Origin of the sequence: Nocardioides sp. TF02-7, from assembly GCF_022437945.1 — a bacterium.
Lineage (GTDB): Bacteria > Actinomycetota > Actinomycetes > Propionibacteriales > Nocardioidaceae > Nocardioides.
The window spans coordinates 1-16502 of sequence record NZ_CP092535.1 but is presented as its reverse complement, the minus strand read 5'-3'; the positions used below and the strand labels follow the sequence as shown (position 1 = coordinate 16502).

Below are 16502 nucleotides of genomic sequence, written 5' to 3'. Positions count from 1 at the left end.
CATTCGCGGAGATACTCCGGGAACCGCCGATGTGCTCTGCCCGCCACCGCAACGAGCCTCTCATAATCCTTGGGTCGTGGGTTCGAGCCCCACCCGCCCCACCCATCGACCACGCGGCTCGACGACGAGTGGCGCGACACCGTCCTGCTCGAACGCCGGCGCCCCGACGCCGGCACGACCGGCTGACGGCGACGGCGCCCGCCAATTATCGGTCGGGGTACCGGTCGCTCCGTCGCTTGACGCTCGATCGCCGAAGCGGGCCTAGCGTGAGCGCGTGGGGCAGACGGTCCCGCCGGCCCCTCGTCCCGAGGAGGGATTTCCATGCGCACTACCCAGCGGATCCGTCGCCACCTCGCCGGCAACGTCGTTGCCTACGCGGCGCTCTTCATCGCCCTGACCATCGCCCCGGCCTACGCGATCACCGTCCGGAGCGGTGACATCGTGGACGGACAGGTGAAGCGCCAGGACATCGCGCGCGACGCGGTCAACAGCACCAAGATCGACGACGGCAGCATCGTGCCGCGCGACCTGTCCCTCGGCGCCCGCAGCCGCGCGTACTTCGACCAGGACAAGGGCTTCGCGTCGGTGGGCACGACCTACGCACCGTATGCCTCGGTGACGGTGCCGAAGGGCAGCTACGTCGTGTACGGCCACGGACTGCTCAACTCCAACGACACCGACACCCAGGTGTGGGATTGCGAGCTGGTGGCGGGTGGCACGGTCGTCGACTTCCTGGAGATCGTCCCCCTCGCCGCCAACTTCGCTGCGGGGGAGCGCGAGTCGATCACCCTGATGGCCGCGGTCACGCTCGGGTCCTCGGGCGCCGTCGTGCTCCGGTGCAAGCACAACGGCGGCTCCGCGAACATCGGGTGGCCCTCGGTCACCGCCGTGCGGGTCGCGAGCGTCGTCAACCAGTGACCGGCGACGGGCTACGACGCCCGGGCGCAGAGCACCCAGGCGTACGCCGTGAGCCGCTCGGAGTAGCCGTCCGGATCTGAACCGAGGACGTCATGCGGACCGTGGGCGATCGCCCTCGCTCCGTATGACGTCCCCGAGAGCACGCCGTACGCCGTCCGGGCGCGGCGGTCAGAACGCGTAGCGAACCCGGCAGGTCGGCAGCTTCTCGGCGACCAGGTCGGTGAGCTGCTCGACCCAGCGGCGCTTCCACGGGCTCTTGTAGCGGACGTTCCACTGCCCGCTCTGGCTCCGCTTCCGCTCCTGCAGGTCGGGGGCGCCACAGCAGGTCCTCGCCCTTGGGGTGCCAGCCGAGGTTCACCTCGTGCAGGTCCTCGTTGTGGGTGAGGAAGATGACCTCGGCGGCGAGCTGGGCCCGGGTGCGCTCGCTGGTGCCGTCGGCGACCTGTTCGAGCAGCTGCGCCCAGTCGTCGAGCCAGCCCTCCTGGACGATGACGGGGCTGAGGTTGAGGTGCACCTCGTAGCCGGCCTCGACGAAGTCGTCGAGCGCGGCGATCCGGTCGGCGACTTTCGACGTGCGGATGTCGACCAGCTTGGACGTCTCGGCGGGCATCAGGCTGAACCGCACGCGGGTGCCGCCCCGCGGGTCGTAGTCGAGGAGCTGCCGGTTGACGAGCTTGGTCGCAAAGCTGGCCTTGGCGTTCGGCAGCCGGGCGAAGAGCTGGACGAGGTCGCGCACGTTGTCCGACACCATCGCGTCGGCCGAGCAGTCGCTGTTCTCGCCGATGTCGTAGACCCAGTCGACCGGGTCGCACTGGTTGGGCTGCGGCTTGCTGCCCTGCCGGGCGGCGTGCCGCTCGAGGTAGCCGGTGATCTTCTCGATGTTGGCGAAGACGGTGATCGGGTTGGCGTAGCCCTTGCGACGCGGCACGTAGCAGTAGGAGCACGCCATGGCGCAGCCGTTGGCGGTCGACGGGGCGATCCAGTCGCTCGAGCGCTCGTTGCGGCGCGCGCTCAGCGACTTCTTCTCGCCCAGGACGAGCACCTCGCGCTTGTTGCGCACCCAGTCCTCGACGTTGCCGGCGTTGCCGTAGAGACCCGGGATGGCCTGGTGCGACAGCACCTCGACCCGCTCGGCGTCGGGGAACCGCTCGAGCACCTCGACCGCGCGAGGGAACCGCTCGATGTCCCGCTCGTGGTAGATGCGCTTGACGTCGAGCAGCCGGCCGGCCAGGTCCGTCGGGGCGGCCGTGCGCCGCGGGGGCTGGTGGGTCGAGGTCATCACAGGGAGAACGCCGGCCCCGGACGGCGGATTCCGCCCGACGCGGCGGCCCACGTCACAGCAGGATCAGCAGGAGGACGGCCGTGACGACGAGCGACACGGCCAGCGAGCCGAGGCAGCCGAGCCGGTTGCTGAAGAACAGGAACACAGGGGTCGTACCTCTCGTCGGGGGTCGACCGTCCAGTACCCGTCGTCAGTCGCCCCAGCCCATCGGGAACACCTCGAACGGCGCCGCGAACGCGACCCCCAGCCGGGACCCGCTGGCCCGCGCCATGCCCTCGAGGAACTCGCGGGGGTCGAAGTGCTCCCAGCCGAGTCCGTCGATGTAGGCGCGGTGCGCCTCGAGGGAGGCGACACCGACGTCGAAGGTGGCGGTCGTGTCGACCGCGTGCTCAGGCCTGCGGCGAGCCGAACGCCCACACCTCGCGGACGCCGCCCCACGGCTCCAGCGCGTCGCCGAGCTGCTCGGGGAAGACCCAGCGGTTGCCGGCGTCGCGGACGGCGTCGACGACAGCACGACCCACGGCGATGTGATCGGCCTGGTTGAGGTTGCGCCCGCCCCATGTCTCCCGGAAGTTGCCGGTGACGACGACCTCGGGACGGTGCCGCCGCACCACCTCGGTGAGCAGGCGGCGCAGCGGCACGCCGTACTCGACCACGCCGTCCGGCTGGCCGAGGAACTCGACCGCCTCGACGCCCACGATGCGGGCCGACTCGACCTGCTCCGCCTCGCGCACCTCGCGGCACCGGTCGGGTGGCATCGCGTCGATGCCCGCCTCTCCGCTGGTCACCATGCAGTAGGCGACCGACTTGCCCTGGCCGGTCCAGCGGGCGACCGCGGCAGCGGCGCCGAACTCCATGTCGTCGGGGTGCGCGACGATGCAGAGCGCGCGGTCCCAGTCCTCGGCGAGAGGGAGCAGCGGCGCGGGCGGCACGGTCGGGTTCGTCGGAGCGGTCACGCGGCGAGCATGCCACGGCCGGCCGACACCCGGCGACGGGTCAGAAGACCGCTCCCGGGTTGAGGATGCCGTGGGGGTCGAGGGCGTCCTTGACCCGCTGGTTGAGGCGCATCGCGTCCTCGCCGAGGTACGACGGCAGCCACGGCTTCTTGAGCCGGCCGACGCCGTGCTCGCCGGTAATGGTGCCGCCGAGCCCGATCGCCAGCTCCATCACCTCGCCGTACGCCGTCTGCGCCCGGGCGAGGTGCGCCGGGTCGGTGGGGTCGCACACGATCAGCGGGTGGGTGTTGCCGTCGCCGGCGTGCGCGACGACCGCGATGTCGACGTCGTTGCGCTCCGCGACGTCGGCGATGCCCTGCACGAGCGCCCCGAGTGCCGGCAGCGGCACGCCGACGTCCTCGAGCAGCAGCGGCCCCCTCCGCTCGACCGCGGGGATCGCCATCCGGCGGGCCGCGACGAAGGCCTCGCCGTCGGCGGGGTCGTCGGTCGCGACGACCTCGGTCGCGCCGGCGTCCCTGCAGACCTCGGCGACCCGCGCCAGCTCTTGGGCCGCGACCGCGGGCGACTCGTCGGACTGCACGACCAGCAGGGCGGCCGCCGACCGGTCGAGGCCCATCCGGGTGTGGTCCTCGACGGCATTGACGGTGTGGCGGTCCATCAGCTCCAGCATCGAGGGCCGCAGCGACCGGGTGATGCCGACCACGGCGTCCGTCGCGCCGCCCAGGGTAGGGAACGTCGCCACCAGCGTCGCCGGCGCGTGCGTGGCGGGCAGCAGCCGCAGCACGATCCGGGTCACGATCCCGAGGGTCCCCTCGCTGCCGACGAAGAGCTTGGTGAGGGACAGCCCCGCGGCGTCCTTGAGGCGGGGACCGCCGAGCTCGACGGCGGTGCCGTCCGCGAGCACCACGGTGAGACCCAGCACGTAGTCGGTGGTGACGCCGTACTTCACGCAGCAGAGCCCGCCGGCGTTGGTCGCGATGTTTCCGCCGATCGAGCAGATCTCGAACGAGGAGGGGTCCGGCGGGTACCAGAGCCCGTGCTCGGCCACCGCCGCCTTCACCTCGACGTTGAGCAGGCCGGGCTCGACCGTGCAGGTCCGGGTCGCCGGGTCGACCTCGATCCGCCGCATCCGCTCGGTCGACACCACGATGCAGCCGTCGACGGCCGAGGACCCGCCCGACAGCCCGGTCCCGGCGCCGCGGGCCACCACGGGGACCCGGTGCCGGTCGGCGAAGCGCAGCGTCGCCTGGACGTCCTCGGTGGAGGAGGCGCGGACGACCGCGAGCGGGACCCCGGCGCCCGGGTCGTTGGCGCGGTCCCACCGGTAGCCCGCCATCCGGTCGGGGTCGGTGAGGACCGCGTCGTCGGGAGCGGCGGACAGCGCTGCCCGGAGCTCCCCGAGGTCGGGCGCTCCGGAGACCCGGGCGCCCTCGGCTTCACCGGACGCTTCACTGGACGTGGCGGCGGTCACCCCACCAAGCGTGGCACAGCCGGGGCCGGCGGTGCAGGGTCAGTTCTCGACGTGGGCCGAGACCGGGACGAAGCCGCTGCGGTACGCCGCCACGACCAGCTGGACGCGGTCGCGGGCGTGCACCTTCGTGAGCAGCCGTGCGACGTGGCTCTTGACCGTGGGCACCGAGATGAACAGGTCGGCCGCGATCTCGGCGTTCGACCGGCCCTGGGCGATGCACCAGAGGACCTCCGACTCGCGCCGGGAGAGCCGGTCGAACCACGCGGGGCGAGCAGCGCGCGCCGCCCCGCGGGGCACGGCCGGCCGGGACGGCTCGGCGACCAGGCGCAGCGTGCGGGGAGCGGGGACGGGGCGGCGGGCGGCGTACGGGGTGGCGGTCATCGGTTCTCCTCCTCGGTCGATGTCCCCACGCTCGCGGGCCCGGTGACCCGGCCGACAGGGACGGGTGTCCCCAGCTGCTGTGCGCGCGTCCTTTCCGCTGACAGCGGAACGGGTTGCCCGGTGCGAGCCCCGTCCGCTGGGCTGGGGTCATGAGACTCCTGGTCCTCGGCGGCACCGTGTTCCTGTCCCGCGAGGTCGCGGCGGAGGCGCTCCGGCGCGGCCACGACGTCGTCTGCGCGTGCCGCGGCACGTCCGGTCCGGTGCCCGACGGAGCGCGGCTGGTGCGGTGGGACCGTGAGGAGGACCCGCCCGCCGAGCTGACCGGCGGCTACGACGCCGTCGTCGACGTCGCCCGCCAGCCGTCGCACGTACGGCGGGCCGTCGCGGCCGTTCCGGACGCCCACTGGGTCTTCGTGTCGACGCTCAACGTCTACGCGGACGAGGCGACCCCCGGCGGTCGTCCCGGCGCGCTTCCCCTGCGCGACCCGATCGAGACCGACGTCGACCTGGGCGTCGACCCGGAGGCCTACGGCGGGATGAAGGTCGCCTGCGAGCGGGCCGTCCGTGAGGGCACCGCCTCGTGGACCGTCGTACGACCCGGCCTCATCGCCGGTCCCGGCGACCCCAGCGGACGGTTCGCCTACTGGCCGCGGCGCCTCGCGAGCGGCGGGGAGGTGCTCGCCCCGGGCGACCCCGGCGACGTGGTGCAGCTGATCGACGTGCGCGACCTCGCCGCGTGGATCGTCACCCTCGCCGAGCGTCGCACCGGGGGCGACTTCGACGGCGTCGGCCGTCCGGCCCCGATCGCCGACCTGCTGCACGCGTGCGCTCCGGATGCCGACCTGACCTGGGTTCCCCAGGAGTTCCTCGCCGAGCGGGGCGTCGAGCCCTGGGCGGGTCCCGGGTCGGTGCCGCTCTGGCTGCCCCGACCGGACTACGACGGGATGATGAGCCACGAGGTGCAGCCGTCGCTCGACGCGGGTCTCGAGCTGCGCCCGGCCGCCGGGACCGCGCGGGACACGCTCGCGTGGCTGGAGGCGGACCCCGACGCACCCGTCACCGGCATCGACCGTGCCCGCGAGGCGGAGCTGCTCGCGGCGTGGCGCTCACGCCGGCCGGCGTAGGGCCGGGGGCGTCCGCCGCGTCCGCGTGCTGCTAGTCGAGGACGTCGAGCGCGACGAGCAGCGTGCCCAGGATCAGCGCCGCCGCTCCCAGGCCGTGCACGGCGAGGGACGCCGCGGGGATCTGCTTCTCCGCGACCCGCACGTCGGCGGGGTCCGCCGCCGGCCGGTCGACGACCGGGCTCCGGAAGAACGTGCGGTGGAACATGAACCCGCCGACGGCCGCCGCGAGGACCACCGTCGCCAGCGTCATCCAGGCGAACGCCCGCTCGTCGAACATCACCCAGCCCAGCCACAGCGCGAACGCCAGACCGCCCAGCATCACGTGACCGACCACGGCGGCGTCCGGGAGCCGCGTCGCGCGGGCGCTGCTCAGCTTCTGCCCGGCGCCCAGGACGAACGTGAGCTGGTGGAGGCCGCCCAGGAGCTGGACGGCCAGCAAGCCGATCAGGAAGTTCGTCATGGCAGGGGGCGGTACCCAGCACCGGCGCGCCGAGACCGGCCCGCCCGGCGGCCCACCTACGCTGCGGCTGTGATCAAGTACCTCGGCTCCAAGCGCACGCTCGTGCCGGTGCTCGGGGAGCTGGCGACCGCCGCCGGGGCGGGCACGGCGGTCGACCTGTTCACGGGCACGACCCGCGTCGCGCAGGAGCTCAAGCGGCGCGGGACGACCGTCACGGCCGTCGACGTGGCGACGTACAGCGCCGTGCTGAGCGACTGCTTCGTGGCGACCGACGCCGAGCAGGTCGACGAGACGGCGCTCGCCGAGGCTCTCGACCGCCTCGACGCCCTTCCCGGCCGGCCCGGCTACTTCACCGAGACGTTCTGCGAGCGCGCCCGGTTCTTCCAGCCGCGCAACGGCGCGCGCGTCGACGCGATCCGCGACGCGATCGAGCGCGACCACCCGCCGGGCGACCCGCTCCGCCCGCTGCTGCTCACCAGCCTGATGCTCGCCGCGGACCGGGTGGACTCGACGACCGGCGTGCAGATGGCCTACCTCAAGGAGTGGGCGCCCCGGGCGCACCGCGACCTGCGGCTGCTCCGGCCGACGCTGCTCCCGGGCGCCGGTCGCACCGTCCACGGCGACGCGACGACCGTGGTCAGCGAGCTGCCGCCGGTCGACCTCGCCTACGTCGACCCGCCGTACAACCAGCACCGGTACTTCGCCAACTACCACATCTGGGAGACCCTCGTCCGCTGGGACGCCCCCGAGCACTACGGGGTGGCCTGCAAGCGCGTCGACACCCGCGAGGCCGCCAACCGCAGCGTCTTCAACAGCCGGCGCACCATGCCCGCCGCCACCGCCGAGCTGCTGCGACGCCTGCGCGCGGAGGTGGTGGTGGTGTCGTACAACGACGAGGCGTGGATCACCGCCGACGAGATGACCGCGATGCTGCGCGACGCCGGTCACGAGAGCGTGCGGATGCTGGCGTTCGACAGCAAGCGCTACGTGGGTGCGCTGATCGGGATCCACGACCCGGCCGGGCGCCGGGTGGGCGAGGTGCGGCGCCGACGCAACGTGGAGCTGCTCTTCGTCGCGGGCCCGGCGGACCGGGTGGCCGCCGCGGTCGCCGCCGTCGACGGGGCCCGGTCGCTGCTGCCCGCCGCGTCGTCGTGACGCTGCGTCAGCCGTTCGCCGCGTCGGCGATCCGCAGCTCATCGCCGTCGCGGACCAGGAACAGGGTCACCCGCTCGGTCACGTTGCCGCGGCCCGGGAACTGGTAGCGATAGGTGTAGGTCACGGTCATCGCGTCCGGGTCCCCGGAGACGTCGATGATCCGCGGGTTGGTCATCGGCCCCCAGAACTCCTCGTACGCGGTGCTCTCCGCCTGGTAGTCGGAGGTCAGCATCGCGAACCCCGCCTCGGGGTCGCTGTCGGCCGTCGCCACGTAGTCCGCCGCGAACTGCTCCAGCTCCTCCGCCGTCGGCGCGGCGTCCTCGCTCTCGGACTCGCTGGGGCTCGGGTCGGTGGGGTCGGCCCCGGTGCTGCCCGGACCGGCGTCGGAGCGGCTCCGCCCGGGGTCGCCCGGCCGGTCGGCGGCGACCTGGGGGGTGTCGTCGCCGCCGAACAGCATGAAGCCGCCCAGCAGCGCGAGAGCCACCACGACCGCGGCCCCGAGGAGGGCGGCGCGGACGGTGCGGGAGCGCGACCCGGTCGGCTCCTCCGCCCGTGGCGGCGGATAGGTCGCGCCCGGGCCGTCCGGAGGACGCGGCGGCGGGGGGCGTCGGCGGGAGGAAGGCGGTGGCCTGGCCGGCCGGCTCCGGCCCGACCGGCTCCGGCCCGACCGGCGGGAGCACGGCGGTCGCCTCCGGCAGCGGCGCGGAGCCGTGGTCGATCCGCGCCCGGAGGTAGGAGGCGACGTCCTCCATCGAGGGTCGCTGGGCCGGGTCGTGCGTCATCGTCATCTCGAGCAGCGGCCCGAGCCACCCGGCCGTGCGCAGGCGAGGCGGCGGCTCGTGCGCGATCCGGTAGAGGACGCCGAGGACGGCGCTGCCACCGCCGTCGACCTGGTACGGCGGCCGGCCCGCCAGCGCGTGGAACATCGTCGCCCCGAACGACCAGACGTCGCTCGCCGGCGTGCCGCCGGAGCCGGTCGCCACCTCGGGGGAGAGGTAGGCGGGCGACCCGGTGACGAGCCCGGTCTGGGTGAGCGAGACGTCGGCGACCGCGCGGGCGATCCCGAAGTCGGACAGCTTCACGTCGCCGTCGGCGCCGACGAGGATGTTGGACGGCTTCACGTCGCGGTGGACGATGCCGAGCTCGTGGGCGGCGGCGAGCGCCTCGGCCGTCTGGGCCAGGACGGTGGCGACCTCGTCCGGCGAGAGCGCGCCGCGGTCCGCGATCATCCGCGCCAAGGTGGTGCCGTCGACGTGCTCCATGACGAGCCAGTGCTCGTCCTCGTCGGCGAAGAAGTCGTAGACCGCGATGACGTTCGGGTGGTTGACGCGGGCCGCCAGCCTGGCCTCGCGCTCGGCCCGGGCCAGGTCGAACGACGACGTCCCGACCGGCAGACCCACCCGCTTCATGGCCACGACCCGGCCCAGCACCTCGTCACGAGCGAGCCAGACGGCGCCGGAGCCGCCCCGACCGATCTCCCCGGTCGAGCACGTACCTGTCGGCCACCTTGGTCATGGTCATCCCACCGGAGAGACTACCCAGCGGCGCGGTCGCGATCCGGGACCGGAACGGCAGGCGGAACCCGCTGGGCGCGCGCACCGGGGATCGGGCAGGCTTGGGGCAACCCCCCACCGAGCTCCGGAAAGGCCCATCGTGTCCGTCGACCAGAACCTCCTCGACGACCTGGAGTGGCGCGGCCTGGTCGCGCACTCCACCGACCGTGACGCGCTGCGTGAGGCGCTCACCTCGGGGAGCGTCCGGTACTACGTCGGCTTCGACCCCACCGCGCCCAGCCTGCACATGGGCAACCTCGTGCAGATCGTCACCGCGATGCGGTTGCAGCGGGCCGGGCACACACCGTTCCTGCTCGTGGGCGGGGCGACCGGGATGATCGGCGACCCCAAGGAGAGCGGCGAGCGGACCCTGAACTCGCTCGACACCGTGAAGGACTGGACCGAGCGGGTCCGCGGCCAGATCGAGCCGTTCCTCTCCTTCGAGGGGCCCAACGCCGCGACCATGGTCAACAACTACGACTGGACGTCGGCGTTGTCGACGATCGACTTCCTCCGCGACATCGGCAAGCACTTCCCGGTCAACCGGATGCTGGCCCGCGACGTGGTGCGGACCCGCCTCGACGCCGGCATCAGCTACACCGAGTTCAGCTACGTGCTGCTCCAGTCGATGGACTTCCTCGAGCTCCACCGCCGGTACGGCGTCACGCTGCAGTTCGGCGGCTCCGACCAGTGGGGCAACCTCACCGGAGGGGTCGAGCTGATCCGGCGGGCCGACGGCGGCCACGCGCACGCGTTCGCGACACCGCTGGTCACGAAGGCCGACGGGACGAAGTACGGCAAGACCGAGGGCGGTGCCCTGTGGCTCGACGCGGCGATGATGTCGCCGTACGCCTTCCACCAGTTCTGGCTCAACGTCGAGGACGAGAAGGTCGGAGAGCTGCTGCGGGTCTTCACGTTCCTGGAGCGCGAGGAGATCGCCGCCCTCGAGGCCCGGCACGCGGAGCAGCCGTTCCGCCGCGAGGCCCAGCAGGTGCTGGCCGACGAGGTCACCACGCTCGTGCACGGACCTGGAGAGACCGAGCAGGCCAAGGCGGCGGCGCGGGCGCTCTTCGGCTCCGGCGACGTCACAGCCCTCTCCGGCGCCACCCTGGCCGCCGCCCTGACGGAGGCCGGCGCGGTGGAGCTCGACGCCGCGGCCGGGCTGCCCGACGTGGTGGAGCTCCTGACCCTCAGCGGCCTGGCCAAGAGCAAGGGGGAGGCCCGCCGCACCGTGGCCGAGGGCGGTGCCTACGTCAACAACGTGCGCATCGACGACCCCGCCCACGTGCCTGCGCCCGGCGACCTGATCGACGGCTCCTGGCTGGTCCTGCGGCGCGGGAAGAAGCGGTTCGCGGGCGTCCGGCTCGCCTGACGAGAGGCCCCGACGAGGCGGGGGAGACGGCTGTGGCGCGGCACACCCCACCCCGATTTGTGTTGTCCCGGAGGGGTCTGTAATGTTCTCCAGGTCGCCAGGGAGCGGCGGGGGAGCAAGACCCAGAAGGGTCGGGCTTCCGGCCCCGGAGCGGCCACTTCTCTCGCACCACACCCGGTGCGGTCGGCAACGTCGATGACGCGGCCGGCAGGACCGGGAACAGTCAGTGGGGGGAGCGCAAGCCCAGGTAGGACCTGCGAGGGTCCGCCCGGCGCGTGTGATGTTTGAGAACTCAACAGTGTGTCATGCAATTTATGTCGTGCTTGTTTGTAGCGGCATTTGCATCTGGATTCTCTGAGGGCCTTTTGGTCTTTGGGGGGTTCGCGGGGGCGTAGCCCCCTGTGTGGTGTGGGTGTCGTGGGTTTTCGGCAAGTGAATGATTCTGGCGATTGTCAGGTTGTTTGTTTTGCTGGGATTGGTTTTCTTTATGGAGAGTTTGATCCTGGCTCAGGACGAACGCTGGCGGCGTGCTTAACACATGCAAGTCGAGCGGTAAGGCTCCTTCGGGGGTACACGAGCGGCGAACGGGTGAGTAACACGTGAGTAATCTGCCCATGGCTCTGGGATAGCCACCGGAAACGGTGATTAATACCGGATATGACGCGTCTCCGCATGGGGGTGTGTGGAAAGTTTTTTCGGCTATGGATGTGCTCGCGGCCTATCAGCTTGTTGGTGGGGTAATGGCCTACCAAGGCTTTGACGGGTAGCCGGCCTGAGAGGGTGACCGGTCACACTGGGACTGAGACACGGCCCAGACTCCTACGGGAGGCAGCAGTGGGGAATATTGGACAATGGGCGGAAGCCTGATCCAGCAACGCCGCGTGAGGGATGACGGCCTTCGGGTTGTAAACCTCTTTCAGTACCGACGAAGCGGAAGTGACGGTAGGTACAGAAGAAGCACCGGCCAACTACGTGCCAGCAGCCGCGGTAATACGTAGGGTGCGAGCGTTGTCCGGAATTATTGGGCGTAAAGGGCTCGTAGGCGGTTTGTCGCGTCGGGAGTGAAAACATCCAGCTTAACTGGGTGCTTGCTTTCGATACGGGCAGACTTGAGGCATGCAGGGGAGAATGGAATTCCTGGTGTAGCGGTGAAATGCGCAGATATCAGGAGGAACACCGGTGGCGAAGGCGGTTCTCTGGGCATGTCCTGACGCTGAGGAGCGAAAGTGTGGGGAGCGAACAGGATTAGATACCCTGGTAGTCCACACCGTAAACGTTGGGCGCTAGGTGTGGGATCCATTCCACGGGTTCCGTGCCGTAGCTAACGCATTAAGCGCCCCGCCTGGGGGAGTACGGCCGCAAGGCTAAAACTCAAAGGAATTGACGGGGGCCCGCACAAGCGGCGGAGCATGCGGATTAATTCGATGCAACGCGAAGAACCTTACCTGGGTTTGACATACGCGGGAAGCTTCCAGAGATGGGAGTCTCTTTGATACTCGTGTACAGGTGGTGCATGGCTGTCGTCAGCTCGTGTCGTGAGATGTTGGGTTAAGTCCCGCAACGAGCGCAACCCTCGTTCCATGTTGCCAGCACATTGTGGTGGGGACTCATGGGAGACTGCCGGGGTCAACTCGGAGGAAGGTGGGGATGACGTCAAGTCATCATGCCCCTTATGTCCAGGGCTTCACGCATGCTACAATGGCCGGTACAAAGGGCTGCGATCCCGTGAGGGGGAGCGAATCCCAAAAAGCCGGTCTCAGTTCGGATTGGGGTCTGCAACTCGACCCCATGAAGTCGGAGTCGCTAGTAATCGCAGATCAGCAACGCTGCGGTGAATACGTTCCCGGGCCTTGTACACACCGCCCGTCACGTCACGAAAGTCGGCAACACCCGAAGCCCACGGCCTAACCCCCTTGTGGGGAGGGAGTGGTCGAAGGTGGGGCTGGCGATTGGGACGAAGTCGTAACAAGGTAGCCGTACCGGAAGGTGCGGCTGGATCACCTCCTTTCTAAGGAGCATGCCTGTGGTGGTTCGCGAGTGTCGGACCACGAGATTGGGCTGTTCGGATAGTGGAACGCGACATGCTTTGGTTGTGTGGCACGCTGTTGGGTGTCTGAGGCATCAGACCCCCATCACTTGGTGGCGCCCTCTTGTGGGGGGTGTGGGTGGTGGGTTGGCTGGTTGGGCTTCTTGGTTCTTGATTCTTGGATAGTGGACGCGAGCATCGCACCCGCACGCACGTTGATGTGTGGGTGTGTGTTTGTAGTGTTGATCGTTGATTGTTTGTGTCTAGATCAAATCTTGTATCTCGCATCGAACCATCGATGAACGTCTGCGAGCGGGCGCACTGTTTGGGTGTGTTTGTTTGTTGGTGTGTGTTGGTGGTTTGTGTGGCAAGTTGGTAAGGGCGCATGGTGGATGCCTTGGCATCGAGAGCCGATGAAGGACGTGGGAGCCTGCGATATGCCCTGGGGAGTTGGCAACCGAGCGTTGATCCGGGGATTTCCGAATGGGGTAACCCAGCTGGAGTTGTGTCCAGTTACCTGCACCTGAATGAAATAGGGTGTGTGGAGGGAACGTGGGGAAGTGAAACATCTCAGTACCCACAGGAAGAGAAAACAATAGTGATTCCGAGAGTAGTGGCGAGCGAAATCGGAGTAGGCTAAACCAGTTCTGTGTGATACCTGGCAGGGGTTGCAGGGCTGGGGTTGTGGGAGTGTTTCGTACATCTGCTGCCATGGGTGTGCGGAGTTAGAAATCGTGTGTGAAGCCGAAGTCAGTTGGAAAGCTGTGCCGGAGCGGGTGATAGCCCCGTAGGTGTAAGTGCGCGACTCCGTGGAGCACCTCCCAAGTAACATGCCACTCCTGGAATGGTGTGTGAATCTGGCGGGACCACCCGTTAAGCCTAAATACTTCTCGATGACCGATAGCGGACCAGTACCGTGAGGGAAAGGTGAAAAGTACCCCTGGCGGGGAGTGAAATAGTACCTGAAACCATGCGCCTACAATCCGTCAGAGCTCTCCTTTGTGGGGGTGATGGCGTGCCTTTGAAGAATGAGCCTGCGAGTTAGCGGTGTGTGGCGAGGTTAACCCGTGTGGGGTAGCCGTAGCGAAAGCGAGTCCGAATAGGGCGGTTGAGTCGCATGCTCTAGACCCGAAGCGGAGTGATCTATCCATGGGCAGGTTGAAGCGCCGGTAAGACGGCGTGGAGGACCGAACCCACTTCAGTTGAAAATGGAGGGGATGACCTGTGGATAGGGGTGAAAGGCCAATCAAACTCCGTGATAGCTGGTTCTCCCCGAAATGCATTTAGGTGCAGCGTTGCGTGTTTCTTGCCGGAGGTAGAGCACTGGATAGCCGATGGGCCCTACCAGGTTACTGACGTTAGCCAAACTCCGAATGCCGGTAAGTGAGAGCGTGGCAGTGAGACTGCGGGGGATAAGCTTCGTAGTCGAGAGGGAAACAGCCCAGACCATCGGCTAAGGCCCCTAAGGGGCGGCTAAGTGGAAAAGGATGTGGAGTCGCAGTGACAACCAGGAGGTTGGCTTGGAAGCAGCCACCCTTGAAAGAGTGCGTAATAGCTCACTGGTCAAGTGATTCCGCGCCGACAATGTAGCGGGGCTCAAGCCGTCCGCCGAAGCCATGGCATCCACATTCTGTTGAGTCAGAGACCCAAGCCGGCATCCTTTGTGGTGCTTGGTTCAGGGGTGTGGGTGGGTAGGGGAGCGTCGTGCCACGGGTGAAGTCCCGGAGTGATCCAGGGGTGGATGTGGCACGAGTGAGAATGCAGGCATGAGTAGCGAATCACGGGTGAGAAACCCGTGCGCCGAATGATCAAGGGTTCCAGGGTCAAGCTAATCTGCCCTGGGTAAGTCGGGACCTAAGGCGAGGCCGACAGGCGTAGTCGATGGACAACGGGTTGATATTCCCGTACCGGCGAAGTGGCGCCCCTGACGAGGCCGGTGATGCTAACCGCCCGAAGCACCTGATGATCTTCCTTCCTTCGGGGAGGGAGGCGTGGGTGTGGAGCGCGGGACCCGATCCGGTAGTAGTCAAGCGATGGGGTGACGCAGGAAGGTAGCCCAACCGCCGCGATGGTCGACGGCGGGTAAGCAGGTAGGACGTGGCCTAGGCAAATCCGGGTCACTGGCTCTTCGAGGGCCGAGTCTGAGATGTGATGCCGACCCCGTATGGGGGAAGTGGGTGATCCTATGCTGCCGAGAAAAACCTCTAGCGAGCCACGAGCCGCCCGTACCCCAAACCGACTCAGGTGATCAGGTAGAGAATACCAAGGCGATCGAGACAACCATGGTTAAGGAACTCGGCAAAATGCCCCCCGTAACTTCGGGAGAAGGGGGACCTGATCCGTGAACCCACTTGCTGGGGGAAGCGGTGATGGTCGCAGAGACCAGGCCCAAGCGACTGTTTACTAAAACACAGGTCCGTGCGAAGTTGTAAGACGATGTATACGGACTGACTCCTGCCCGGTGCTGGAAGGTTAAGAGGACGGGTTAGAGCGCAAGCTCGAAGCTCTGAATTTAAGCCCCAGTAAACGGCGGTGGTAACTATAACCATCCTAAGGTAGCGAAATTCCTTGTCGGGTAAGTTCCGACCTGCACGAATGGAGTAACGACTTGGGCGCTGTCTCAACCATGGACTCGGCGAAATTGCACTACGAGTAAAGATGCTCGTTACGCGCGGCAGGACGGAAAGACCCCGGGACCTTTACTATAGTTTGGCATTGGTGTTTGGTTCGGCTTGTGTAGGATAGGTGGGAGACTGTGAAGCTGGCACGCCAGTGTCGGTGGAGTCATCGTTGAAATACCACTCTGGTCGTACTAGATGTCTAACCTAGGGCCATGATCTGGTTCAGGGACAGTGCCTGATGGGTAGTTTAACTGGGGCGGTTGCCTCCTAAAATGTAACGGAGGCGCTCAAAGGTTCCCTCAGCCTGGTTGGCAATCAGGTTTCGAGTGTAAGTGCACAAGGGAGCTTGACTGTGAGACAGACATGTCGAGCAGGGACGAAAGTCGGAACTAGTGATCCGGCCACTGCGAGTGGAAGCGTGGTCGCTCAACGGATAAAAGGTACCCCGGGGATAACAGGCTGATCTTCCCCAAGAGTCCATATCGACGGGATGGTTTGGCACCTCGATGTCGGCTCGTCGCATCCTGGGGCTGGAGTAGGTCCCAAGGGTTGGGCTGTTCGCCCATTAAAGCGGCACGCGAGCTGGGTTTAGAACGTCGTGAGACAGTTCGGTCCCTATCCGCCGCGCGCGTAGGAAACTTGAGAAAGGCTGTCCCTAGTACGAGAGGACCGGGATGGACGAACCTCTGGTGTGCCAGTTGTCCCGCCAGGGGCAGGGCTGGTTAGCTACGTTCGGAAGTGATAACCGCTGAACGCATCTAAGCGGGAAGCACGTTTCAAGATGAGGTTTCCCCACCCCGTGAGGGTGTAAGGCCCCCAACAGACTATTGGGTTGATAGGCCGGAGGTGTACAGCAGCAATGCCCAGCCGACCGGTACTAATAGGCCGAACACTTGCCACACAAACCCCCAACACAACCAACAAACACACGCGTGTTTGTCTCGCGTCCACACAACAAGAACTAGGCCCCCGTAACCAATCTGGTGCGGACTGATCCGAAAACGTTGATCAGTCCCCGGAGATGGTTTTGGGGGGTCCACGGGGGCTTGCCCCCCGTGTGTAGAGTTACGGCGGCCATAGCGGCAGGGAAACACCCGGTCCCATCCCGAACCCGGAAGTTAAGCCTGCCAGCGCCGATGGTACTGCAACCGAGAGGCTGTGGGAGAGTAGGACGCCGCCGGAC

The 16502-nt window shown here is 67.7% G+C and carries 10 protein-coding genes and 3 rRNA genes; 7 read left to right on the top strand and 6 right to left on the bottom strand.

What is annotated here, in order from left to right; all coding sequences use genetic code 11:
- Window positions 1-321: 321 nt before the first annotated feature.
- Window positions 322-918 carry a hypothetical protein gene (locus MF408_RS00065; protein WP_240249767.1) on the top strand — a complete coding sequence of 199 codons (597 nt, stop codon included), beginning with the start codon at window positions 322-324 and terminating at the stop codon, window positions 916-918.
- Here MF408_RS00065 and MF408_RS00060 read toward each other — a convergent pair.
- The 4 genes from MF408_RS00060 to MF408_RS00045 all read right to left on the bottom strand — a co-directional run bounded on the left by MF408_RS00060 (window position 908) and on the right by MF408_RS00045 (window position 5008).
- Window positions 908-2197 carry a spore photoproduct lyase family protein gene (locus MF408_RS00060; RefSeq protein ID WP_240249766.1) on the bottom strand — a complete coding sequence of 430 codons (1290 nt, stop codon included), beginning with the start codon at window positions 2195-2197 and terminating at the stop codon, window positions 908-910. The genes MF408_RS00065 and MF408_RS00060 overlap by 11 nt on opposite strands.
- Window positions 2198-2589: 392 nt before the next feature.
- Window positions 2590-3156, bottom strand: a complete 567-nt coding sequence (locus MF408_RS00055; protein ID WP_240249765.1) for a PIG-L family deacetylase — start codon at window positions 3154-3156, stop codon at window positions 2590-2592.
- 40 nt (window positions 3157-3196) lie between these two features.
- Entirely contained in the window at window positions 3197-4627 is a 1431-nt protein-coding gene (locus MF408_RS00050; protein ID WP_240249764.1) for an FAD-linked oxidase C-terminal domain-containing protein, read from the bottom strand.
- 39 nt (window positions 4628-4666) lie between these two features.
- Window positions 4667-5008, bottom strand: a complete 342-nt coding sequence (locus MF408_RS00045; protein ID WP_240249763.1) for a helix-turn-helix transcriptional regulator — start codon at window positions 5006-5008, stop codon at window positions 4667-4669.
- A gap of 149 nt (window positions 5009-5157) precedes the next feature.
- On the opposite strand from MF408_RS00045, the gene MF408_RS00040 reads away from it, so the two are divergent.
- Window positions 5158-6132, top strand: coding sequence for an NAD-dependent epimerase/dehydratase family protein (locus tag MF408_RS00040; RefSeq protein WP_240249762.1), 975 nt, complete (start codon window positions 5158-5160; stop codon window positions 6130-6132).
- A gap of 31 nt (window positions 6133-6163) precedes the next feature.
- Here the strand turns inward: MF408_RS00040 and MF408_RS00035 are convergent, their stop codons facing one another.
- Window positions 6164-6592: a hypothetical protein gene (locus MF408_RS00035; protein WP_240249761.1), complete on the bottom strand. Its 429-nt coding sequence runs from the start codon at window positions 6590-6592 to the stop codon at window positions 6164-6166.
- Window positions 6593-6661: 69 nt separating this feature from the next.
- On the opposite strand from MF408_RS00035, the gene MF408_RS00030 reads away from it, so the two are divergent.
- On the top strand, window positions 6662-7747 hold the full coding sequence (locus MF408_RS00030; RefSeq protein ID WP_240249760.1) for a DNA adenine methylase: 1086 nt from the start codon (window positions 6662-6664) through the stop codon (window positions 7745-7747).
- Between the two features lie 38 nt (window positions 7748-7785).
- Here the strand turns inward: MF408_RS00030 and MF408_RS00025 are convergent, their stop codons facing one another.
- A complete protein-coding gene (locus tag MF408_RS00025; protein ID WP_275693416.1) occupies window positions 7786-9222 on the bottom strand; it encodes a serine/threonine-protein kinase in 1437 nt (478 codons plus the stop codon).
- A 178-nt stretch (window positions 9223-9400) separates the two neighbouring features.
- Between MF408_RS00025 and tyrS the strand changes: the two genes are divergently transcribed.
- The 4 genes from tyrS to rrf all read left to right on the top strand — a co-directional run bounded on the left by tyrS (window position 9401) and on the right by rrf (window position 16502).
- Window positions 9401-10672: a tyrosine--tRNA ligase gene (gene tyrS, locus MF408_RS00020; RefSeq protein ID WP_240249758.1), complete on the top strand. Its 1272-nt coding sequence runs from the start codon at window positions 9401-9403 to the stop codon at window positions 10670-10672.
- Window positions 10673-11156: 484 nt separating this feature from the next.
- Window positions 11157-12680 (top strand): 16S ribosomal RNA (locus MF408_RS00015).
- A 383-nt stretch (window positions 12681-13063) separates the two neighbouring features.
- A 23S ribosomal RNA gene (locus MF408_RS00010) occupies window positions 13064-16220 on the top strand.
- Between the two features lie 165 nt (window positions 16221-16385).
- Window positions 16386-16502: ribosomal RNA gene (gene rrf, locus MF408_RS00005) — 5S ribosomal RNA — on the top strand.
- Together the 16S, 23S and 5S rRNA genes form the textbook arrangement of a ribosomal RNA operon.

Coding starts and splice junctions, on each gene's coding strand:
- MF408_RS00045 (WP_240249763.1), bottom strand. CDS start 5,008: ATGACCGCCACCCCGTACGCCGCCCGCCGCCCCGTCCCCGCTCCCCGC.
- MF408_RS00040 (WP_240249762.1), top strand. CDS start 5,158: ATGAGACTCCTGGTCCTCGGCGGCACCGTGTTCCTGTCCCGCGAGGTC.
- MF408_RS00060 (WP_240249766.1), bottom strand. CDS start 2,197: ATGACCTCGACCCACCAGCCCCCGCGGCGCACGGCCGCCCCGACGGAC.
- MF408_RS00035 (WP_240249761.1), bottom strand. CDS start 6,592: ATGACGAACTTCCTGATCGGCTTGCTGGCCGTCCAGCTCCTGGGCGGC.
- MF408_RS00065 (WP_240249767.1), top strand. CDS start 322: ATGCGCACTACCCAGCGGATCCGTCGCCACCTCGCCGGCAACGTCGTT.